The organism is Planktothrix tepida PCC 9214, assembly GCF_900009145.1.
GTDB lineage: Bacteria > Cyanobacteriota > Cyanobacteriia > Cyanobacteriales > Microcoleaceae > Planktothrix > Planktothrix tepida.
The window spans coordinates 36,164-57,867 of record NZ_LN889812.1; the positions used below are offsets into that span (position 1 = coordinate 36,164).

Genomic DNA, 21,704 nt, shown 5'->3' on the forward strand with positions numbered 1-21,704 from the left:
GATGGTTATTATTGTTAGAATGGCACTAGAAACCGGGTTGATAACCCAATTTTTTTTACCAATCCGATTTCTATTGCTGTTGTTAAACCCACCAAGGTTGAGCTTGAGTTCGGGGATCTAATTCTGTCCAGGGAGAAATCCAAATTTGGTTATTTCTAACCGCAACATGAACTAATTTTAACGGTAAAGGTGCTGGCCCTCGTAAAACTGAACCATCGGCACTATAACGGGAACCATGACAAGGACATTGAAATTGTTGATCAACAGAATTCCAAGGAAACGTACACCCTAAATGGGTACAATTATTGACAATTCCCATCGAATTTAAACAGCTATTTTCTTCAACAATCAAATAGGTTGGATCTCCTGCTAAACCCGCAACTAAAGCACGAGTTCCAGGGGCCTCGGCTAAAATTTGGCTAGCAGGAATGGGATTTCCTAAGATATCTTTTGCCAAAATTGCCCCATCTTCTCCACTTTCTGCCGGAGGAAGAACATATTCAACTACAGGATAAAGAACGGCTCCCGCAGTGGTCGCAACAACTGCACCTGTTAAAAAATTCAGGAGTTGACGACGGGACAAAGAAGGACTTTCCAGAGGTAGGCTATTTTCCATTAAAGTTCAGTTAGGAGAAAAACCGACTTCTCGTTTAAATCTGAAGAAGCCGGAGATTAAAAAGACGCGGTTAGAAGGAATCAAAACCGACAGTTCAGACGTGGATCACTTCAATGCCAAAGTTGGCACTGTTGATCGCCTCGGCGTTTATAAGTGCTGAAACCTGCAAGGAATAAAAGTTAGGACTTACACACAGTACCCAAGAAATCAGGTTTCTGGCTATTTTTCAGGATGGAAACTTGATTTTTGCTCCAGAAACCTGGCTTTTGCATCAGCCCATTGGGTAAGTCCTAGAGTTAGAGGATAAATATGCAGGTATTTTAATATTGTCATTTAGTTATATGGTTGTCAAGGTAATTGAAAATTTTTTTATAAATCTATCTTTCTATAAAACTATATGGTAGGATAGTTTTGTTGCTGTTTTCCCCCCAAGGAGTGAAAAACCATGCTCTTTCGCCAACTGTTCGATCCAGAAACCAGTACCTATACTTATCTAATTGCGGACGAAACAACTCAAGAGGCGATTTTAGTTGATCCTGTGTTAGAGCAAGTAGAACGAGATATCACCCTATTGGAACAATTAGGATTGACCTTGCGGTATTGTTTAGAAACCCATGTTCATGCGGATCATATTACCGGAACTGGAAAACTTAGAGAACGCACCGGATGTTCAGGAATTGTTCCCGAAAACGCCATTGTTAATTGTGCCGATCGCTTTATTAAAGATGGAGAAATTTTAGAGATTGGAAAGGTTAAAATTCAAGCGATCGCAACCTTGGGACATACCGATAGCCACATGGCGTATTTAGTGAATGGGGAGTGGTTATTAACTGGAGATTCCTTATTAATTCGAGGCTGTGGACGTACCGATTTTCAAAGTGGAAATGCGGGATTACTCTACGATCATATTACTCAAAAATTATTTACTCTGCCCGATCAAACCGCCGTTTATCCGGGTCATGATTATCAAGGACGAACGGTTTCTACCATTGGAGAAGAAAAACAATTTAATCCTCGGTTTGTTGGCAAAGATCGAAACAGCTTTATTGAGATGATGAATAACTTAAATCTACCTAACCCGAAAAAAATTGCTGAAGCAGTTCCGGCGAATCAACTGTGTGGAAATCAAGTTTAAAGCAAGATGGTCTGCAAACCTGATAAAATTAATGATTACCAATGCAATTACCCGACTCAAAATATGGCTAACTTTATTACTGACCAATTACAATCAATTGATGCGACAACCTTAAAACAATGGCTGGAACAAGATGAAATTACTCTGATTGATGTTCGAGAACCGTCTGAATATGCAGGAGAACATATTTCCGGGTCAATTTCCATGCCCTTATCTACATTTGATCCGAATCAATTACCGATTAACGGCTCAAAACCCTTTGTTTTTTACTGCCAAACCAGCAACCGCAGTAGCCAAGCGGCTCAAAAATTGTTTGCCTTTGGGTTTAAACAGGTCATGCACCTACAAGGGGGATTAAACAGTTGGAAACAAGTAGGATATCCCACCCTTGTTAATAAAAATGCACCTATTAGCATGATGCGACAGGTACAAATAATTGCGGGTTCATTGGTGTTAATCGGAACCTTATTAGGTGTATTTGTTTCTCCCAATTTTTTATTTTTAAGTGGGTTTGTCGGGGCTGGATTACTCTTTGCCGGAATTACCAATACTTGCATGATGGCACAATTATTAGCAAAATTACCTTATAATCAGCGTGTTTAAGTTAACATCAATGCAACAATATTTTCCGATTTTAAACTGGGGATTAAATTACAAAAAAACAGATTTAACCGGAGATTTAACCGCCGGAATTATTGTTGCAAGTTTGTTAATTCCCCAGGGAATGGCTTATGCAATGCTGGCAGGTTTACCCCCAGAAGTCGGGCTCTATGCCAGCATTTTTCCTCAGATTGTTTATGCCTGTTTAGGAACCGCTTCCATGCTGTCGGTGGCTCCGGTTGCGGTCGATTCTTTAATGGTCGCAACGGCTGTGAGTGCGATCGCCAAAGAAAACACGCCAGAATATTGGGGATATGCCTTAACCTTAGCTTTATTAGTCGGAATCATTGAACTTTTAATCGGAATTTTTCGGTTAGGATTTGTTGCCAATTTCCTCAGCCAAGCGGTGATTTCTGGTTTTATTAGTGCCGCAGCCATTCTAATTGGATTTAGCCAAGTTAAACATCTATTGGGAATCAAAATTCCTCAAACTGAATCGTTTTTAAGTACCGTTACTGCTATTTTTCAGGAAAGTCCTCATCTCAATGGCATAACGTTGACATTAGGAATAATCAGTTTAGTCTTATTACTCTATTTTAATCGAGGTTTAGGACAATATCTCAAATCCAAAGGAGTTCAGGAATCAATTATTATTCCCCTCACCAAAAGTGGGCCGTTAATGGTGGTGATCGCAAGTTCAATCTTAGTCGGGTTACTCCATTTAGATCAATTATTTGGGGTGAAAGTGGTGGGAGAAATTCCTAAAGGGTTTCCGCCTTTGACTTTCCCTAATTTAGATCTAAACCATCTGCAATTATTAGGAACCTCCGCCTTAGCCATTAGTTTTGTTGGCTTTATGGAAGCGTTTTCAGTGGGGCAATTTTTAGCCAGTAAACAACGCAAAACAGTTGAAGCCAATCAAGAATTAATTGCCTTGGGAGCCTCAAATATTACCGCCTCATTCACGGGAGGCTATCCAATAACGGGGGGATTAAGTCGTTCCGTTGTCAACTATTCCGCCGGAGCCAATACCGGGTTAGCATCAGTCATTACTGCCGTATTTTTGATGTTAACGGTTTTGATTTTAACACCTTTATTTTATTACTTACCCCAAACCAGTTTAGCCGCGATTATTTTAGTTGCCGTTGGCAATCTCCTTGATTTTTCGACTCTAAAACGGTTATGGCAATATAATAAACTGGATGCAATTACCTGGTGCGGTACGTTTGTTGCAGTTCTGTTCACCAGCGCACAAGAAGGTATTATTATTGGGGTATTAATTTCTTTAGTTTTACATTTAGCTCGAACCAGTAAACCCCATATTGCGATTGTGGGACGGGTGGGAAATACAGAACATTTTCGCAATATTCTACGTCATTCGGTGGCAACTTGCCCTCATATTTTAGCGGTGCGCGTGGATGAAAGTTTATATTTTGTGAATACTAAATATTTAGAAAACTATTTATTAAAGCTGGTAACAGAACAAAAAGAAGTTGAATATTTACTCTTAGTTTGCAGTGGGATTAACTTAATTGATGGCAGTGCTTTAGAAACCCTTCAACGTTTGATTGATGATTTAAGGGGAATGGGCATTGAGTTTTATTTATCTGAAGTCAAAGGCCCGGTTTTTGATCAATTAGAAAAAGTTGGGTTTGTGGATAAATTAGGACGCGATCACATTTTCTTAAGCACAGACCAAGCCATGAAAGAATTATCTCAACGAGTTTCCGTTTAAAGTTATATGTCTTATCATTAGAATTAACCTTCGCTTACCCATGAGTTATGAATCAAAATTCTTTCAGAAACCAATGGAATGAACAAGGTTTCATCGTTATTCCTCAACTATTAGAGGCTTCCGAGGTGAGGAAACTGCAAAGGATTTGTGATCGCATTTTTCAAGACTGGTTGCAGGAGTCATCCACACCTGAACAAGCTGCCAATTTTACCAATTTAGCTTTTTTAACCGAACCTCGTTATTTTATTCATCATCCTGAAGAACTTCCGGTCTTATTAAATGCGATCGCAAATCCCAAAATTTTAGACATTTTAAATCAAATTGTAGATGAAGATTTATTATTTTATAATACCCAATATTTTTTCAATCCAGCTAACCATACCCGTGCAGGAGATTGGCATCGAGATCAACAGTTTGATGCTCCCGATGAAGACACCGAAAAAGTGAGAATGAAGCAAAGCATTGGGATTCATGTCCATATTGCCTTGATTCCCGATAGTAATTTAGAATATATTCCGGGTTCTCACCAGCGTTGGGACACACCTCAAGAACGAGAGATTCGTAAAGGTTTAAACGGTAAAAAGCCGAATTCTCCAGCGATGCCGAATGCGACTCGAATTCATCTCAATTCAGGAGATGCAGTATTTTTTGATGCCTGGGGTATTCATCGCGGAAATTATATTGCGGATGTACCTCGTCGAACCTTTGATATCATCTATGGAACTCTAGCTGATTGGTGTTCACCTCCTCCAACTTGTTTTTTACAACCTAATATTCTACAAGAATTAACTCCCGAATCTCAAAATTTATTTAAGGGTTTAATTAATATTCTTTCAGCTTTAAATCCAAATTAATGAGTGTTTTCTTTCTTGATTATCAACCGCAAAGAATTATCCCTGATCCTTGCGGTTTCTTGCTCCTTGTTCTTTGTTCCCTAAAGATGAGATAATTAAATGATGCTCTCTTGATCAGGATTCTTATGCACGATTCTACCGTAAAAATGCCGACCCGTAATTTTTCGCTCCTGGCTCCTGTACCTGAAATTCATTTGATTTCTGCTCAGGAGGTCTGTGAACAGGAGGGAAAAGTAGCCTTTGGAAGTCGTGAATTTGAAGTGTTTCGCAAAATTGACCTAGATCGTAATGAACGCCCTGTGAAGGTGTTAATTTATGCCTCTGAACAAGAAAATCGCTCTTTTATTCCTAAAGTAACTTGGCAAGGATTATATATTGGTCATAGTGATTCGAGGCGTGGTCGCCATCCCCAAGGCATGAAATATCGTCCAGCAACGGCAGCAAATGATGCCTTAGATGCAGCGATTTTTTGGGAAGTCACCGATCTCAGACCCTTAGAAATTCCGGTCAATATTTCTAACTTCAAAGGATTAGGAAAAAAAGAACCTTTTGCCTCCCGATTTGTGCCGGAAAAACCTTTAATCATTCAATATTTTTAATAGATTAATGAATGAAAAACGATCAACTCCTTGATTCACTCGGATTATAAGCTTACTTAGTCTTGTTAACCCGACGACCAATCCCCTCCCCTTTAAGTTTTGGAAGACCTGCCCTTGCCAATAAAACACCGATTTGGACACAAATCATCCCGACGACGGCACTCCCAAAAAAATAAAGGAACATCGTTTGGGTCTCTCCCCGGGCTAAGAAACCATTGGCTTCTAAACCGTAGGTAGAAAAGGTTGTATAAGCACCGCAGAAACCGGTTGTCGTCATCAGTCGCAGTTCAGGTGTGATCTGTCGAATATTCTCAATCGCTAGAGTCAAAATATAAGCAATCAATAAACAACCGGTCACATTAATCAAAAATGTACTGTAAAAGCCAAAATTTTTTCCAAAAATTGCTTGGGTGGCTTCAGTTAAATAGAAACGACTTAATGCACCAAAAATAGCCCCAATTGCCACAGATATAGCATAACGTCCTTTCAAAAACTCCATGTTTTTTCCCTAAAATTAGTTGTGTTCAGTTCATACGAGATCAATCTCAACTTTTGTTTATGAAGAAGGTACAATAATATTAGCGATCGCAACGCCTATCATCACCGCTATCAAACCCACAATTGCACTCCCAGCCCAATAAAAAGCAGTCGCAACGGTTTGTTTATTCCGCCAGAGACTTAAAGTATCAAACCCGTAGGTTGAAAATGTGGTGTAAGACCCTAAAAATCCAGTTCTAATGAGTAAATCTAATTCTTTGGGATAGCCTGTAATTCCTTTGGAAATTGTAAAAAAGAAACCTACAGCTAAACATCCCGTTAAATTAATAATAAATGTTCCATAGGGAAATTTTGTTCCGAATTTAGCTTTTGTCCATTCGGTCAGTTGATACCGAGATAGTGCCCCTGGTACTGCTCCTGCTGCGATCGCTAAAACGTTAGTGAGGTCTGACATGATTAGAATTGATCCTTTGCTTGATGGCAGTCGGTTTTCTAATAATACTAATGTACTATCACTCCCTACAACCCTCAACAAACAACAGACAATAAAAAAGAGAGAGTCGCTTTGGCAACTCTCCCTACCATCAGGGTGCATCTACATAGCATAATATAACGTTTTTAGGGTGGGGGGTCAACCCCCCTATTTAAAGATTGTGTAAAAAATTTACAATTATTGTTAAAGTTCTGTAAATTAGGGATTCAGGGAACAGCTAACGGTCAAGGGACACCACCTTTACTTTTGCAAAGCTTAACGGAGTTATAGGTTTTTTAATAAATCTTTACGATTAATCCATGCAACAATAGAGAACAAGTTAAAAAGTCATCATCAATTATCTAGGGAGGTCATGAATGGTAGCCCTCACTGACCGTGTAAAACAAAATCGTTTAACCATTGAAGTTAAAGACATTGCTGCTGATACCACGGCAATTCGTTCCCTAGATTGGGATCGGGAAAGATTTGACATAGAATTTGGTCTGCAAAATGGTACAACCTATAATTCCTTTATCATTCGCGGGGAAAAACTAGCCCTCGTTGATACATCCCACGCTAAGTTTCGCCAACTGTATTTAGATACGCTGAAGGGATTAATTAATCCTGCTGATATTGACTATTTAATTATTAGTCATACTGAACCCGATCATAGTGGCTTAGTTAAAGATGTCCTAGAACTCGCGCCTAATGCTACCGTTGTGGGGGCGAAAGTGGCGATTCAATTTTTAGAAAATTTAACCCATACGCCCTTTAAAAGTAAATTAGTCAAAAATGGCGATACTTTAGACTTAGGGAATGATCATGTTTTAGAATTTGTTTCCGCCCCGAATTTGCATTGGCCGGATACCATTTTTAGTTATGATCGGAAAACCCAAACGTTATTTACCTGTGATGCGTTTGGAATGCACTATTGTTCTGATCACACCTACGATGAAAGTTTAGCTGACATTGAACCGGATTTTCGCTTTTATTATGAGTGTTTAATGGCTCCGAATGCACGTTCGGTGATTAGTGCCATGAAACGCATGGAACCGTTAGGAGAAATTACCACCATTGCCACCGGACACGGCCCTTTATTACGGCATAATTTAAAAGAATTAACCGGACGTTATTGGAAATGGAGCCAGGAACAAACCAAATCAGAAACTAGCGTCGCGGTGTTTTATTTCTCCGATTATGGGTATAGCGATCGCCTTTCCCAAGCCATTGCTCACGGGATTACCAAAACAGGTGTAGCGGTAGAAATGATGGATTTACGCACGGCTGAACCCCCAGAAGTGCGCGAATTAGTGATGAGTTCTGCGGGATTTGTGATTGGAATGCCACCTGTTTCGGGTGTCAATTCTGAACTGGCAGAAGAAGCCATTAATACCATTATTGCATCGGCTCATAATAAGCAAGCTTACGGTTTATATGAGTCGGGAGGTGGCAATGATTTATCATTATATCCGTTGCAAGTTAAACTCAATGATGCCGGATTAAAACAATCTTTTCCTTCAATTCGGATTACTGAAACGCCCCACGATACCACCTATCAAACCTGTGATGAAGCGGGAACGGATATCGGGCAATGGTTGAGTCGGGATAAAACCGTGAAGCAGATGAAATCCCTGGATACAAACTTAGATAAAGCCCTGGGACGCTTAAGCGGTGGGTTGTATATTATTACGGCTCAAAAAGGAGAAGTGAGCAGTGCGATGTTAGCCTCTTGGGTGACTCAAGCGAGTTTTCAACCGTTAGGATTAACCATTGCAGTGGCAAAAGATCGGGCAATTGAAGCGTTAATGCAAGTCGATGATCAATTTGTGCTCAATGTTTTAGCCGAAAATAATTATCAAAAATTAATGCGACACTTCTTAAAACGATTTGCTCCGGGTGCCGATCGATTTGAAGGCGTTAATACCCAAACTGCTAACAATGGCAGTCCCATTTTAACGGATGCTTTAGCCTATTTAGAATGCCAAGTCCAAAGTCGGATGGAGTTAAGTGATCACTGGATTGTTTATGCCACCGTTGATAACGGACGGGTCAGTGATCCTGAAGTGTTACCTGCGGTTCACCATCGCAAAGTCGGTAATCATTATTAATCCTGATTAGATCCCCCCTAACCCCGGAATCTCAAAGTTTCCCTGATTCAGGGGGATCTTTAACACTGAGGAAAGATCAAAAAAATTTTTTAATCCAGAATTATGTCTAATCAAAAACCGCGTGATGTTCAAGTTTTTTTAATTGGGAATGATACAAAAGTTGTGCGATCGCGCACTTGGGATCGATTAAAATTTGAAGTGGAATATTCTCTGCAACGGGGAACAACGGCGAATAGTTATATTATTGAAGCCGAGCAAACTGCAATTATTGATCCTCCTGGAGAATCCTTTACCCAAAATTATATTGAAGCGTTACAAAGTCGCTTAAATTTAGAACAGTTGAATTATATTATTTTGGGTCACTTTAATGCCAATCGGGGGGCAACATTAAAGGCTTTATTAACATTATCACCCCAGGCAACATTCGTTTGCTCTAATCCTGCTGCGTTAGCCTTACGGGAATATTTTGAAGATGAAAACTTAAAGATTTTAACCATCAAGGGGGAAGAAACTTTAGATTTAGGTCAAGGTCATCAATTACAGTTTATTTTAACCCCGACTCCTCGCTGGCCTGATGAAATTTTAACCTATGATCCGGCTACGGAAATTTTATTTTCTGATAAACTATTTGGGGCGCACGTTTGCGGCGATCAAGTGTTTGATGAAGGGTGGTCAGTGTATAGCGATGATCGACGGTTTTATTATGACTGTCTTCATGCCGCCCAAGCTAAACAAGTGCTTTCTACTCTCGATAAAATTAAAGACTTACCTGCAATTAAATTCTATGCAACAGGTCATGGGCCGTTAGTGAAATATGGCATGACTGAACTGACCAATTTATATCAACAATGGAGTGAAAAACAAAAATCTAATGAATTAAATGTGGCATTAATCTATGCTTCAGCCTATGGAAATACGGCTACTGTTGCCCAAGCGATCGCTAAAGGTTTAACCAAATCTGATGTGGCTGTAGAATTAATTAATTGTGAATACGCCAAATCTTCAGAAATTCAAGAAGCGTTAGAAAAATGTGATGGGTTTATTATTGGTTCACCCACATTAGGCGGTCATGCGCCGACACAAGTTCAAACGGCTTTAGGGGTGATTTTAAATACCGCTTCTACAAATAAATTAGCGGGTGTTTTTGGGTCGTATGGATGGAGTGGGGAAGCGATTGATTTGTTAGAAGGTCGCTTGAAAGATGCAGGGTATAAATTTGGTTTTGAACCCATTCGGGTGAAATTTGCTCCAACGGATGTTACGTTACACACTTGCAAAGAAGCGGCGGTTGACTTTGCTCAAACCCTCAAACGCACGCAAAAACGGCGGGCTTTTCGCCCCACTGCGACTTCATCGGGGGCTGATCGCACCGCCCAAGCCATAGGGCGTATCGTGGGTTCGTTGTGTGTCGTCTCCGGTCGTCGAGGCGAGGTGTGCAGCGCTATGTTAGCGTCCTGGGTATCCCAAGCCACCTTTAACCCTCCGGGGTTTACCGTTGCTGTGGCGAAGGATCGGGCTTTGGAACCTTTAACCCATATTGGGGATCCGTTTGTTCTGAATATTTTGCAGGAAGGGAAACAACTGCGAAAACATTTTCTGAAGCGATATGAACCGGGAGAAGATCGATTTGTTGGGTTAGAAACAGAAGCAGCATCGAATGGTTGTTTGATCTTAAAAGATGCCTTAGCTTATCTGGAATGTGAGGTTAAAAATCGGATGGAATGTGGTGATCATTGGGTGATTTATGCCACAGTTAATAATGGTCATTTATTGCATCCAGAAGGGGTTACGGCTGTTCATTATCGTAAAACCGGATCGCAGTATTAATCAAAACTCAAACTTTTGCCAATTACTAGCCAGCAAAACAGGCAAGATGCTTGTTTGCTGGCTTAAAAAACATCCATTAGCCATTACCTATTCCCTATAATTAGGTATGACCCAAACTTTTCCAATTGAGCGTACTCTCAAAACCTTTAGTCAACTGCAAACTCAATTCAATCTTCAGCGCAGCACTGATGATCAATTTTTCACGGAATGGTTAAACTCTGACAACGAACTAACACAACAGGAACAACAAGTTCTTGATGCTATTCAGCAAAAATACTTTTATCAACTCTCAGACAATCAACTTGGAGAAGAAACGATTAAATTAATTGTGTTATCTCCACTGCTGAATTTGGCTGGTTTTTTTGATGCCCCTTTTCGCTTTAAAACGAAAACAACTGTGCAAATTACAGTAGATAGTAATGATATTATTTATCGAGGGAGGATAGATGCACTGATTTTGCTAGAAACACTTTGGGTTGTGGTGATAGAATCCAAAGAAACAAGTTTTTCTTTAGAACTGGCTTTACCACAAACCTTAGCTTATATGTTAGGGAATCCTACACCGGAAAAGCCTGTTTTTGGAATGGTAACCAATGGTGGAAATTTTATCTTTGTTAAACTCCAAATCCAAGAATTTCCCCAATATGAATTATCTAATATATTTTCTCTCCTTCCCCGCCGCAACCAACTCTATGAGGTGTTGCAAATTCTCAAGGGTTTGGGACAAATTGCAATTCAGTCAAACCAAAATTAGAAAAAACCATGAACATTCAACGCCGGGAAACATGGCCGACAACGGTTGAAGAGGCGATGGTAATTCAAAACCAACTTAAATCCTTAGTTCGGACAACAGATGAATTAAAAACTGTTAAATATGTGGCTGGGGTTGATGTAGGATTTAAAGAAGATTATACCATTTCTCAAGCAGCAGTAGCGGTCTTAAGTTTTCCTGATTTAACATTACAAGAAACTGCGATCGCCCAACGTCCAACCACCTTTCCTTATATTCCTGGATTTTTATCATTTCGAGAAGTTCCTGTAATTTTAGATGTTTTAGAAAAATTAACAATAACCCCTAATTTAATTATCTGTGATGGTCAAGGAATTGCCCACCCTAGACGATTTGGATTAGCCTGTCATTTAGGGGTATTAATTGATCAACCGACCATTGGCGCGGCTAAATCGCTATTAATTGGAAAACATGACGATCTCCCGGCTGAAAAAGGCAGTTGGACACCGTTAAAAAACAAAGGAGAAATCATTGGTGCAGTGCTACGTTCGAGAACTAATGTTAGACCCCTTTATATTTCCCCAGGTCATCGGATTAGTTTAGAAACGTCTATTGATTATGTCTTAAACTGTCTGACTAAATATCGTTTACCTGAAACCACCCGATGGGCGGATAAATTAGCTTCCCATACTTAATTTTTATTATACACCCAGTCGCTCATTTAATCTATTGATTTTAAAGAAGATTTAAGATATTTTAACCCTAACCAAGCCAATCCACAACCAATAACATAATAGGGAAAATCCCACCAGGAAAATGTTGTTCCCAGTAATAACCGACCTAATAAGGTTGCACGAATTACTTCTAAGAAAGGCGGTTTCCAGAGTTGAGCAAATTCTAAAATAGAAGTTACAATAAAAACCCAAAATGCAACCCATCCAGGGGATAAAATAGGATTAATAAAAACAACTAAAAGCACCCAAAATATTTCATAAAATACCCCACCTACAGAATTATTCAGCCATAAATCAAACGGCCCCTTATAAAATTTACTGGCTAATCCAATGGGAATTAAAGCAATTAAACTGATTAAAATAATTTGTTGATATTGCTTGAGTTTCATGGTTCAAAAAGCTGGATATTTTTGTTGTGCTTTAGCACTTGATTTTTAGGTTAAAGCACAACAACGAACTTTAGAAAAAACTATTTAATTTTAACGCCTCGAATGGAATAATCCAGTAATTCCATTGGGTGCATTAACGGAATATCCTTTCCTTGTAATTGTAAATGCTTTTTAATTTGTAACGAACAACCCGGATTTGCAGAAGCAATTAATTCCGCCCCCGTATTGGTTAAATTTTCCACTTTTTGTTGTCCTAATTCTTCAGCGACTTCCGGTTGTAATAAATTATAAACTCCCGCACTTCCACAGCATAAAGCCGCATCGAGGGGTTCTCGTAAGTTTACCCCTGGAATTTGTTGCAAAAGTTGACGAGGTTGGGAACTAATTTTTTGTCCATGTAATAAATGACAAGCATCTTGATAAACTAAGGTTAATTCTCCGGTTTCTGTTAAGGGATACAGGGTTTTTGTTAAACCAATTTCGGCTAAAAATTCTTGTACATCCTTCACTTTTTTTGCAAATTCTTCCGCTTGTTCTCGATATTGAGGATCATCTTTCAAGATATGTCCATATTCTTTTAAAGTATGACCACATCCCGCCGCATTAATAATAATAGCATCCACATTTGTTCCCGAAAATCGATCAATCATTTGTTTAATTAACGTATGAGATTGTTCGGTTTGTCCTTGATGTTCGGGTAACGCCCCACAACACCCTTGATTTCTCGGAATTACGACTTCACACCCATTGGCCGTTAAAACTCTCACCGTTGCTTCATTAACCGGATTAAAAAATAACCGTTGAACACAGCCTAAAATTACCCCGACTCGATAACGTTTTTCCCCTTGGGCGGGAATAATGACCGGGAAATCCTCTCGAAACGCCTCAGCAGTAATTTCGGGTAAAATGGATTCCATTGCGGCTAAACGGGGAGAAATTTTGGGTAATAAACCCGTTGTTCTCACAATTTTTTGTACTCCTAATTTTTGATAGATGAAAAGCGGAATTAAAAACGCTCTTAAACGGTTGGGATAGGGAAATAAATTAAAGATTAAGGCGCGAATTAAACGGTCTGGTAAACTGCGAGGTACATTTCGTTCAACTTGGGGACGAGTGGCGGTAATTAATTGATCATATTTAACCCCAGATGGACAAGTCGTAACGCAGGCTAAACAGCCTAAACAACTATCAAAATGTTGGGCGGTTGTTTCTCCTAAAGACGCATCATTTTTGGAAATCGCATCCATTAAATAAATTCGTCCCCTAGGAGAGTCCATTTCTGTTCCTAACACTCGATAACTGGGACAAGTCGATAAACAAAATCCACAGTGAACGCAGGTACTAATAAAATTGGGATTAGGAGGATTAATTGAGTCAAACCCTGGAATTTCATCCGAGGTTAAATGGGGGTTTTGTCCTAAAAAATTACTGTCTTTTGCCGGAATTAATTGAGATTCAGCAACAAAGTCAGAGGTTGACATTTTAACAAAATTCTCCTATGATTATAGATCAATTAAATTCCACCGACAAAGCGATTAGGGCTAAACTGATTTTGAGGATCAAATTGTTTTTTGATTTGGCGCATTAAATTTAACGCATTTCCTGAATATCCCCAAACTTCTAACTGTTGTTTTAACTCTAGGGGTGCTTTTAAAATAGATAAAAAACCGCCTTGAGATTCGCACCATTTTCTTAAGTTTAACAGAGTTTCTGAAGAAACGCTTTCAAACTGTAAAACTCCTAAACCAACTCCAGCATGAATAACGCCTAGGGTTTGACATTGCATCAAGGTTTTAACCGCAGAGGTGGGGGTAATACCAATTTTACAAAGAATAGAAGTGTTAGATTCAGATTGCCAAATTTGCTGTTTTAATTGTTGCCATAAATTCCCCTCATCAACGTCAAAATATATCGCTTTTAACCCTAATTTTTCTCCCAATTCCATTAATCGTTGACTTTGTTGTTGTACACTTTCAGGAATACTTTGAAACTGAACAACTAAACCAATATGATCTCCCAATCCTAATACTTTTGAAAGATTAGTAGAGATTAAATCCACAGCAACGGGAGTTAAAGCCGAAGATAATAAGGTTTGGTTGACTTGTGTAATTGCTTCCGGTTCTCCGGTTAAAATAACGGTTCCTGAAGATTCCGCTTGGGGATAAACTCGTAGGGTAATTTGGCTAATTATTCCCAGGGTTCCATAGGAGCTTGTGAATAATTTCATTAAGTCATAACCGGCTACATTTTTAACAACTCGACCTCCCGCTTTAGCGATTTTTCCATCATAACGAACAATAGAAATCCCCAATATCATATCGCGGATACTACGATAACGTTGTCGTAGAGAACCAGTATCACCTGTGGCAATAATTCCCCCGATTGTTGCTCGTTCTGGATAGGTGGGATCGAATCCTAAAAATTGGTTTTTCTGATCTAAAATAGCTTTTAATTGGGAAAATTTCATTCCCGCTTCTACTGTAACTGTTAAATCTCCAACGGCGTGTTCAATCAGTTGATTCATTCGTTCTGTACTAACGGCAAAATCAACGGATTTAATCAATCCTCCCCAATTAATTTTACTACAAGAACCACAGGGCAAAATGCTCAATTTCTCTTGATGACTATAGGCAATGACTTGAGATAATTCATCTTGAGTTTGAGGATAAATAATCCCTTGAAGAGTTGTTTCGGGTGCGAAGGATTGTATCATCTGTTGTTGTCGCAGGGGTTCGATTTCGTCCCAAGGTTGGACATTAGCTTCCCCTACGATTTTCTCGAATTCCTGTCGGTTTTTAAGGTCGGTGGTAGAAATCACGTTGATTCAAAACAATAGATTGATTTGAGCAAAAATTAAGTTATAACTATTCTAGCAGCGAATAGAGAATCGGGAACCGATCAGGAAAAATAAACTTTAAGCAGTCAGCAGTCATTATTTTGAGGAGAAAGTTATGGAATTTAAGGATATTATCGCATTAATCCATCCTGTATTGGCGGTGGGTTTTGTGTTTCCCCTGATTGGCATTTCTGTCTATATGGCATGGCAAACCCGTCAACGTCGTCTCTACTATTCTGATCAAGAGAATAAAAGTAAAATTGCGGCTATTGTCGGACAAGAACATTTAAAAATCGGTCGGTGGTTAACTGGTTCAGTGGTGGCAATTACCTTGATTGCTTTAGCTTATTCTATTTATTTTAAAGGTGTTTTTAATAATTTATCGCCGGAAAAAATGCCTCAAGCTATTTTTATTGTTTTAATGTTTATATTCACGCTTGTTTCTCTAATTTTACTGTATCGAGCTAAACCAAATCAACCCCTATGGCGAGGAATTTTTGCCACCTTAACAGGCATGGGAATTGTCGTGATAGGATGCCAAGATGGGGTTTTTAGACGAGGATACGAGTGGCAATTTTCTCATTATTATTATGGGGTAGCAGCAGCTTTATTAATGATTTTTTCCTTAGCGATTGTACCCGATATTTATAAATCGAATCGCTGGAGAATAACCCATACCGTTCTCAATTGTATCGCTTTATTATTATTTTTAGGTCAAGGCATGACGGGAACGAGAGATTTATTAGAAATTCCCCTGAGTTGGCAACAACAACATCTCTATCAATGTGATTGGAATCAGAGAACTTGTCCTCAACCGCCTAAAAGTTAAGGATTAGAATTTTGCCCCCCAAAACCCTCTAACTTTTGGGGGTATCCATTTGTTTTATTTTCGGCGATTTGTCGGATTAGGGCTTGCAATTCAGGAGATAATTCTAAGGGAACACTTCCCCGAATATTGACATCTCGTTGAGGAAAGGGAATCTCGATCTTATATTGTCTAAAAAGGGATTCTATTTGAAAATAAAGATCACTTTTAATTATAAACTGACGGCTAGGTTTAGAGATCCAAACTCTTAATTCAAAATTGAGTGAATTGTCTCCAAAACCTTTAAATAAAACTTGAGGAGAGGGAAGAGATAAAACTTCAGAATTCGCTTTTGCTGCTGATAATAATAAATCTTTGACAATCTCTACACTCGACTTATAGGCAACCCCCACAGATAAGCGTAAACCGGAAATAGGATTGTCATGATGCCAATTAATCAGTTCTGATTCTAAAAAACGAGAATTTGGGACAATAATAGAGACTTGATCTAAAGTTTTAATCACCGTACTGCGAGCACCAATTCGTTCGACCGTACCCATATAATCCCCCACTTCAACAAAATCTCCGACTTGAATGGGACGTTCAAATAACAAAACTAAACCACTCCCAAAATTTTTAGCAATATCTTGAAATCCAAACCCAATTCCAATCCCTAATGCACTAGCTAAAATCGTTAAAGAACTTAAATCTAACCCCCAAACTTGTAATAAAACAATGGTTCCCAGGGAAATAAACCCATATCGAAAAATCACTGCAACGACTTCTTGAGCACCTCGACTAATGCGGGTGGCATTTAAAACACGAGATTGTAAAAGGTCGGTGATGACTTTAGCAAAAACGATTAATCCCCACACTAAACTCACTAAAATTAATAAGTCAGGAATAGAATAGGACGCTTTATTAATGGTAATCAGTTTAGAAGTTAAGGTTGAAATTAAGGTTCCCGTTAATCGATAACTTAAAAGTCGGGTAAAGGGAAATTGATTAGTCAGATAGAGAATAATAGCTGTCCATAATCCTAATCTTGTACCTGCTAGAGTTAAACTTAAAAATAACTCTAAATTTTGGGGCTTATTTCCTGATGGAGAGGATTCAGGAGTTGACTTAATAAATAATTGAAAAAATCGGTGGAGAGAATGATGCCAAAACCAACCTAATCCCCAATGAACTAAGCCTCCCAAGAACAGCACTAAAATACTTTTAAAGGTTGTTTTTTTAAAGAAATCAAGACTGCGTTCTTTCCTTGCTTCCTTAACCGCTTCTTGAATTTCAGAACGCCAGATTTGAGCTTGATCTTCAGGAAGATTTTGCTTTTGTGTATCTTCTTGAGTTACCGTCAGTAAATAGGAATTATTCAGCCAAAGGGTGGGTTGTTCATTGATGGGTTTAACTTTAACTTCTATGGGTTCTGTTGATATTGCCGCTTGTTGTAATTTGGTACTAATCATTTCTGCTCGTTCTTGAGCAGTCAAATTTTCGGCTCCACTGACTTTAAAAATGGCTCGTCCGTCTAAAGTTACGCCAGCAATATTAGATTGAAATAAGGGTTGAAATTGTTCCTGTGCTGAAGCTGGAAACCCGAACATATAAATCAGGCAGATCAACACAAGCAAAATTATTTTGCTGAACTTATTTCTTAACATGATTTTAAGGGTTTTAAACAATTTTATCATTAAAATAGGTTAATAATCTACAATAGATTAAACATGACTTGGGAAAGAATAAACAACATAAGTGTTACGTCCCTTGCTCTTAGCTTCATAAAGTGCTTGATCAGCTTGAATGACTAAACCCGTGGGTGATGTGTTTGGATTAGGATATTGACCCGAAATTCCAAAACTCAAGGTGATTTGTCGATAAATAGAAAAATTAGTGTGCAGAAGATGAAGTTGTTCCACTTCAAGCTGTATATTTTTAGTAACTTGTATCGCACCGTCTAGGGGAGTCTCAGGCAGTATAATAACAAATTCTTCACCCCCATAACGGAAAACAGCATCCCCAGGACGTTTAACCGCACGATTAATGGCATGAGCAACTTGTTTCAGACACAGATCTCCAGCCGGATGACCATAGGTATCATTATAAGTTTTAAAATAGTCTAAATCACACAAAATTAAGGAAATAAATTGTTTGTTTCTAGCCATTTGTCGCCAAGAACGAGGCAACTGATCATCAAAATAACGACGATTTCCTAAGCCGGTTAAGCTGTCAATAAAAGCTAATTTTTGTAATTTAGAATTCGCTTCTTTTAAAGCATCCTCCATTTGCATCCGTTGTTCAACTTCTAATTTTAATTGATAATTTTTTTCAAAGAGAGTCTGATTTTGGGATTTTAATTGGTGATGAAGATGTCTAATCATCAGTTGAGTTTTAACTCGAACAATGACTTCTTCGGGTTGAAACGGTTTTTTGATATAGTCTACTGCTCCTTCTGAAAAAGCTCTGACAATATCTTCAGGTTGATCATGAACACTAATCATTAAAATCGGAATACTATCGGTTTTGGGATGCGCTTTAATTTGACGACACAGTTCATAACCATTAATATCAGGAAGTTGAATATCTAATAAGATTAAATCTGGGATTTGAGTTTCAATAGTTGCCAAGGCAATTTTACCATTAATTGCTTTTCTAACTCGATAACCTTGTTCCGATAAAATTGCTGCTAAAACTCGCAAATTATCAGGATAATCATCAATAATTAATATTTCACAGGAATTTAAAGAATTTTGATCGTTATTCATTGCTTAGGGGATTGAATCGGATGAGTTAAATCAATAATTAGATCAAATCTAAAATTTAGCACCCATTCTTTAATCACTTGGGTCAAATCCAAAAAATCTCCGGGGATTTGATCAATTAATTTTAAAACTAAATCATCGCTACATTGAGTAGCTGCATAGTGTAATTCTTGAATGAATGCAGGGGGTAACATCGCCAATTGAGTTTTCAAGGTATAACTTACTGAAGATGTTGTCATTGTAGGCAATATACAATTTGAATAAGGTTCTTGATACAAATATTCTACTCCTAAATGTTCGCGAATTTTCTCTAACAAAACTTCTTCTTTAAAAGGTTTACTAATCCAATCATTACATCCCGCTACGGAAATAGAGTGTCGATCTTGTTCAAAAACAGAGGCAGTAATCGCTAAAATCGGAATGGCATTTTGCTGTTCTTGGCTGCGAATTTGACGAGCCGTAGCAAAACCATCGAGAATCGGTAATTGCATATCTAAACAAATTAAATCAGGTTGCCAACTTTGCCAAAGTGCTAAAGCTTCTTGACCATCACAGGCTTCTTGAACGTCAAAACCAATTTTTCCTAGTATTTTTACTAATAATGAACGGTTATCTGAATCATCGTCCACAATTAAAATACGAGCCGGCTTTTGATCGGGTGCAAGATGAATGATTTGTTGCTGGATATGGGGAGATGATATGGTGGGTTCTGTGTCGATTTTGGCTTGAATTTCAAAGGTAAAAATTGACCCTTGATCTCGAATAGACTCTACTTGAATATCCCCCCCCATTAACTGGACAAAATGACGGCTAATGGGTAAGCCTAATCCTGTTCCTTGGCCTGATTGACGACCCGCTTCAGTTTGGGAAAAGGCTTCAAATAATAAACAAAGTTCTTCGGGAGAAATCCCAACTCCTGTATCTTTGATTTTAAATTGAATCTGGATTTTGGGATTTTTGGATAAACCTTCTAAGACAGTAGAAAAATTGAACTGTGAGCAAAGTTCGGGATAATCACTATTTACCATACTATTGTGTAATTCAATAGAAGGTTCCTGTCCCGCTTTCTTTTCAGCACTCACACACAATTGAACTCGACCTTTTTCTGTAAATTTAATGGCATTTCCTAATAAATTTGCTAAGACTTGGCGTAATTTTCTTTCATCTGCAATAATATATTGAGGAACCGTAGGGGAAATTTCCAGTTCAAATAATAAGCCTTTACTTTCTGCTTTTAAGTGCAACATATCTTTAATATTATGAAGCAGCATTAACAGATCAAATCGAGTTTCCATTAATGTTATTTTTCCGGCTTCAATTTTAGAGAGTTCTAAAACATCATTAATTAAATCCAGTAAATGTTCTCCACTGCGATTAATAATTTCGATATGTTTGCGTTGTTCTAAGGACATAGAAAAATCTTTCTTTAAGATTTGGGCAAATCCTAAAATCGCATTCAACGGAGTTCGGAGTTCATGGCTCATATTAGCTAAAAATTCACTTTTAGCTGCATTAGCTGACTCTGCCGATTGTTTGGCAATTTTCAATTCTTCTGTTTGCTGTTTGATCTTAGAAAAGAGTTGAGCTTGATGAACCGCTACCCCTAATTGACTGGCAATTTGTACGACCATTTGCATTTCTGTTTGTTCCCATTTGCGAAAATTTGTATTTTGATAAGCCGCTAACAAACCCCATAATTGATTCCCGCAAAAAATGGCAACGGTTAAATAAGATTTAGCTTGAAATCGTTCTAATAAATCAATATAACAAGGACTAAAATGGCTTTTATAAATATTCTCAACACATCGATAACTTACCCCTCGGCTGTAAACTCCCCCTTGGGTTTCCTGTAAGTAAGTATCTTGAACAATAATTTCGGGAATTTCAGTTAAGCGTTCAAACACACAATCCGAATTGGAAATAGCAGCTTGATTCATCACTAGATCATAATTTTGGGCTTTGACTAAGGGTATCCAACCCGATTCTACAGATTCAGCAACAAACTTTCCACTCCAGTCAGGATTAAACTGATAAATCACAACTCGATCACACTGTAATACCTTTCTTAATTCTGCGGTTGTAGCGTTAAAAATTGTATTTAAGTTTAAGGTTTGTCGCATTCGTTGAATGACACGAGCGCTGGTTTTTTCCCGTTTAATACTATCTTGAAGTGCTAATTCTACTCGTCTTCGCTCTTTAATTTCCTGTTCTAATTGAGTTTTTTGTTGTTGTAACTGTTTTTGTTGTTGAACAATGGTGAGTTGATTTTTAACACGAATAATAACATCTTCAATTTCAAAGGGTTTTGTAATATAGTCTACTCCTCCAACTTCAAACCCCCTAACTTTATCGTTAATTTCTGCTAAAGCACTCAAAAAAATTACAGGAATATCACGGGTTTGGGGAGAAGCTTTTAATTGTTGGCAAACTTCATAACCTGTTAAACCGGGCATCATTACATCCAATAAAATCAGTTCGGGATGATGATGATTCACCTGTTTTAATGCAGATTCTCCGTCTAACGCACTGATCACTTCATATCCAACTTCCGTCAGAAAATGGCATAGTAATTCTAAATTTTCCAAAACATCATCGACAATCAGAATTTGAGTAGCCGGGGTTATATTTGCATAGTTCAACATAAGGTTTATGTTTTCCATCTTGATATGGCACGGTTTTGATCTTCTTGGTTTGAGCAAGAGCCTTCATTAACATAATAGGCTGCTGAAGCGATTGCTTCCCAGTTGAAATCAACCGTCGCCTGCTAATTATTGGGATTGAATCAGATCCCTAATGTTTGAGCTTGTTTGGATTACCTCATAATGCCCTCCATTCGTCATCTATCTCTGGAGAGATGAGTTCAGTTGAACACCCAATTGACTACTAATCAAACTCATCTATTGAGGAAGATTCGCTAATGATTTAACTATCAACGTTAAAGTAGCGACTCCGTTGAATTCTTGTCTTCCTTCTAAAGGCTAAAGTTGTTAAAAGAAGAGCTTTG

The 21,704-nt window shown here is 38.3% G+C and carries 19 protein-coding genes; 10 read left to right on the plus strand and 9 right to left on the minus strand.

Annotated features, from left to right (window positions below):
* Positions 1 to 82: 82 nt before the first annotated feature.
* Positions 83 to 616: a cytochrome b6-f complex iron-sulfur subunit gene (gene petC, locus PL9214_RS20060; protein ID WP_072720541.1), complete on the minus strand. Its 534-nt coding sequence runs from the start codon at positions 614 to 616 to the stop codon at positions 83 to 85.
* A gap of 445 nt (positions 617 to 1,061) precedes the next feature.
* Between petC and PL9214_RS20065 the strand changes: the two genes are divergently transcribed.
* The 5 genes from PL9214_RS20065 (at position 1,062) to PL9214_RS20085 (ending at position 5,539) form a co-directional block, all read left to right on the plus strand.
* Positions 1,062 to 1,751 carry an MBL fold metallo-hydrolase gene (locus PL9214_RS20065; RefSeq protein WP_072720542.1) on the plus strand — a complete coding sequence of 230 codons (690 nt, stop codon included), beginning with the start codon at positions 1,062 to 1,064 and terminating at the stop codon, positions 1,749 to 1,751.
* A gap of 6 nt (positions 1,752 to 1,757) precedes the next feature.
* Positions 1,758 to 2,354 carry a rhodanese-like domain-containing protein gene (locus PL9214_RS20070; protein WP_306341365.1) on the plus strand — a complete coding sequence of 199 codons (597 nt, stop codon included), beginning with the start codon at positions 1,758 to 1,760 and terminating at the stop codon, positions 2,352 to 2,354.
* Positions 2,347 to 4,086, plus strand: coding sequence for a SulP family inorganic anion transporter (locus PL9214_RS20075; RefSeq protein ID WP_245824313.1), 1,740 nt, complete (start codon positions 2,347 to 2,349; stop codon positions 4,084 to 4,086). Before PL9214_RS20070 ends, PL9214_RS20075 begins: the two co-directional genes overlap by 8 nt.
* A 47-nt stretch (positions 4,087 to 4,133) precedes the next feature.
* Entirely contained in the window at positions 4,134 to 4,940 is an 807-nt protein-coding gene (locus PL9214_RS20080; RefSeq protein WP_072720543.1) for a phytanoyl-CoA dioxygenase family protein, read from the plus strand.
* A gap of 125 nt (positions 4,941 to 5,065) precedes the next feature.
* Positions 5,066 to 5,539, plus strand: coding sequence for a hypothetical protein (locus tag PL9214_RS20085; RefSeq protein ID WP_245824314.1), 474 nt, complete (start codon positions 5,066 to 5,068; stop codon positions 5,537 to 5,539).
* Between the two features lie 52 nt (positions 5,540 to 5,591).
* Here the strand turns inward: PL9214_RS20085 and PL9214_RS20090 are convergent, their stop codons facing one another.
* Both PL9214_RS20090 and crcB read right to left on the minus strand, forming a co-directional pair.
* Positions 5,592 to 6,038, minus strand: coding sequence for a fluoride efflux transporter FluC (locus tag PL9214_RS20090; protein WP_072720544.1), 447 nt, complete (start codon positions 6,036 to 6,038; stop codon positions 5,592 to 5,594).
* A gap of 57 nt (positions 6,039 to 6,095) precedes the next feature.
* Entirely contained in the window at positions 6,096 to 6,491 is a 396-nt protein-coding gene (crcB, locus tag PL9214_RS20095; RefSeq protein ID WP_072720545.1) for a fluoride efflux transporter CrcB, read from the minus strand.
* 395 nt (positions 6,492 to 6,886) lie between these two features.
* Here crcB and PL9214_RS20100 point away from each other — a divergent pair, with 395 nt between their 5' ends.
* The 4 genes from PL9214_RS20100 to nfi all read left to right on the plus strand — a co-directional run bounded on the left by PL9214_RS20100 (position 6,887) and on the right by nfi (position 11,869).
* The gene (locus PL9214_RS20100) at positions 6,887 to 8,617 is read left to right on the plus strand and encodes a diflavin flavoprotein (protein ID WP_072720546.1); all 1,731 of its coding nucleotides are present in this window, start codon (positions 6,887 to 6,889) and stop codon (positions 8,615 to 8,617) included.
* 102 nt (positions 8,618 to 8,719) lie between these two features.
* The gene (locus tag PL9214_RS20105) at positions 8,720 to 10,444 is read left to right on the plus strand and encodes a diflavin flavoprotein (RefSeq protein WP_072720547.1); all 1,725 of its coding nucleotides are present in this window, start codon (positions 8,720 to 8,722) and stop codon (positions 10,442 to 10,444) included.
* Between the two features lie 106 nt (positions 10,445 to 10,550).
* Positions 10,551 to 11,198, plus strand: coding sequence for a type I restriction endonuclease subunit R (locus PL9214_RS20110; RefSeq protein WP_072720548.1), 648 nt, complete (start codon positions 10,551 to 10,553; stop codon positions 11,196 to 11,198).
* Between the two features lie 8 nt (positions 11,199 to 11,206).
* Positions 11,207 to 11,869, plus strand: coding sequence for a deoxyribonuclease V (nfi, locus tag PL9214_RS20115; RefSeq protein ID WP_072720549.1), 663 nt, complete (start codon positions 11,207 to 11,209; stop codon positions 11,867 to 11,869).
* Between the two features lie 26 nt (positions 11,870 to 11,895).
* On the opposite strand, the gene PL9214_RS20120 is transcribed toward nfi, so the two are convergent.
* The 3 genes from PL9214_RS20120 to PL9214_RS20130 all read right to left on the minus strand — a co-directional run bounded on the left by PL9214_RS20120 (position 11,896) and on the right by PL9214_RS20130 (position 15,115).
* Complete coding sequence (locus PL9214_RS20120) at positions 11,896 to 12,297, minus strand: ribosomal maturation YjgA family protein (RefSeq protein ID WP_072720550.1); 402 nt, start codon at positions 12,295 to 12,297, stop codon at positions 11,896 to 11,898.
* Positions 12,298 to 12,377: 80 nt separating this feature from the next.
* Positions 12,378 to 13,778 (minus strand): (Fe-S)-binding protein, encoded by a 1,401-nt coding sequence (locus tag PL9214_RS20125; protein ID WP_072720551.1) that lies wholly within the window; start codon positions 13,776 to 13,778, stop codon positions 12,378 to 12,380.
* Between the two features lie 32 nt (positions 13,779 to 13,810).
* On the minus strand, positions 13,811 to 15,115 hold the full coding sequence (locus tag PL9214_RS20130) for an FAD-binding oxidoreductase (protein WP_245824315.1): 1,305 nt from the start codon (positions 15,113 to 15,115) through the stop codon (positions 13,811 to 13,813).
* Between the two features lie 133 nt (positions 15,116 to 15,248).
* Here PL9214_RS20130 and PL9214_RS20135 point away from each other — a divergent pair, with 133 nt between their 5' ends.
* The gene (locus tag PL9214_RS20135; RefSeq protein ID WP_072720553.1) at positions 15,249 to 15,962 is read left to right on the plus strand and encodes a DUF4079 domain-containing protein; all 714 of its coding nucleotides are present in this window, start codon (positions 15,249 to 15,251) and stop codon (positions 15,960 to 15,962) included.
* Here the strand turns inward: PL9214_RS20135 and PL9214_RS20140 are convergent.
* From PL9214_RS20140 to PL9214_RS20150, 3 genes are all read right to left on the minus strand, one after another.
* Positions 15,959 to 17,545: a mechanosensitive ion channel family protein gene (locus tag PL9214_RS20140; RefSeq protein ID WP_245824316.1), complete on the minus strand. Its 1,587-nt coding sequence runs from the start codon at positions 17,543 to 17,545 to the stop codon at positions 15,959 to 15,961. The two genes, PL9214_RS20135 and PL9214_RS20140, sit on opposite strands and share 4 nt — an antisense overlap.
* A 114-nt stretch (positions 17,546 to 17,659) precedes the next feature.
* Entirely contained in the window at positions 17,660 to 18,703 is a 1,044-nt protein-coding gene (locus tag PL9214_RS20145) for a GGDEF domain-containing response regulator (protein ID WP_072720555.1), read from the minus strand.
* Positions 18,700 to 21,342 (minus strand): response regulator, encoded by a 2,643-nt coding sequence (locus tag PL9214_RS20150; RefSeq protein ID WP_072720556.1) that lies wholly within the window; start codon positions 21,340 to 21,342, stop codon positions 18,700 to 18,702. The genes PL9214_RS20145 and PL9214_RS20150 overlap by 4 nt, the downstream gene beginning before the upstream one ends.
* Positions 21,343 to 21,704 lie beyond the last annotated feature (362 nt).

Bases quoted from the DNA above. Each gene is read 5' to 3' on its own strand.
- PL9214_RS20105 (WP_072720547.1), top strand. From the start codon at position 8,720: ATGTCTAATCAAAAACCGCGTGATGTTCAAGTTTTTTTAATTGGGAAT.
- PL9214_RS20135 (WP_072720553.1), top strand. From the start codon at position 15,249: ATGGAATTTAAGGATATTATCGCATTAATCCATCCTGTATTGGCGGTG.
- PL9214_RS20140 (WP_245824316.1), bottom strand. From the start codon at position 17,545: ATGTTCGGGTTTCCAGCTTCAGCACAGGAACAATTTCAACCCTTATTT.
- PL9214_RS20080 (WP_072720543.1), top strand. From the start codon at position 4,134: ATGAATCAAAATTCTTTCAGAAACCAATGGAATGAACAAGGTTTCATC.
- PL9214_RS20145 (WP_072720555.1), bottom strand. From the start codon at position 18,703: ATGAATAACGATCAAAATTCTTTAAATTCCTGTGAAATATTAATTATT.
- PL9214_RS20120 (WP_072720550.1), bottom strand. From the start codon at position 12,297: ATGAAACTCAAGCAATATCAACAAATTATTTTAATCAGTTTAATTGCT.
- PL9214_RS20065 (WP_072720542.1), top strand. From the start codon at position 1,062: ATGCTCTTTCGCCAACTGTTCGATCCAGAAACCAGTACCTATACTTAT.
- nfi (WP_072720549.1), top strand. From the start codon at position 11,207: ATGAACATTCAACGCCGGGAAACATGGCCGACAACGGTTGAAGAGGCG.
- crcB (WP_072720545.1), bottom strand. From the start codon at position 6,491: ATGTCAGACCTCACTAACGTTTTAGCGATCGCAGCAGGAGCAGTACCA.
- PL9214_RS20125 (WP_072720551.1), bottom strand. From the start codon at position 13,778: ATGTCAACCTCTGACTTTGTTGCTGAATCTCAATTAATTCCGGCAAAA.
- PL9214_RS20110 (WP_072720548.1), top strand. From the start codon at position 10,551: ATGACCCAAACTTTTCCAATTGAGCGTACTCTCAAAACCTTTAGTCAA.
- petC (WP_072720541.1), bottom strand. From the start codon at position 616: ATGGAAAATAGCCTACCTCTGGAAAGTCCTTCTTTGTCCCGTCGTCAA.
- PL9214_RS20090 (WP_072720544.1), bottom strand. From the start codon at position 6,038: ATGGAGTTTTTGAAAGGACGTTATGCTATATCTGTGGCAATTGGGGCT.
- PL9214_RS20100 (WP_072720546.1), top strand. From the start codon at position 6,887: ATGGTAGCCCTCACTGACCGTGTAAAACAAAATCGTTTAACCATTGAA.
- PL9214_RS20150 (WP_072720556.1), bottom strand. From the start codon at position 21,342: ATGTTGAACTATGCAAATATAACCCCGGCTACTCAAATTCTGATTGTC.
- PL9214_RS20085 (WP_245824314.1), top strand. From the start codon at position 5,066: ATGCACGATTCTACCGTAAAAATGCCGACCCGTAATTTTTCGCTCCTG.
- PL9214_RS20070 (WP_306341365.1), top strand. From the start codon at position 1,758: ATGGTCTGCAAACCTGATAAAATTAATGATTACCAATGCAATTACCCG.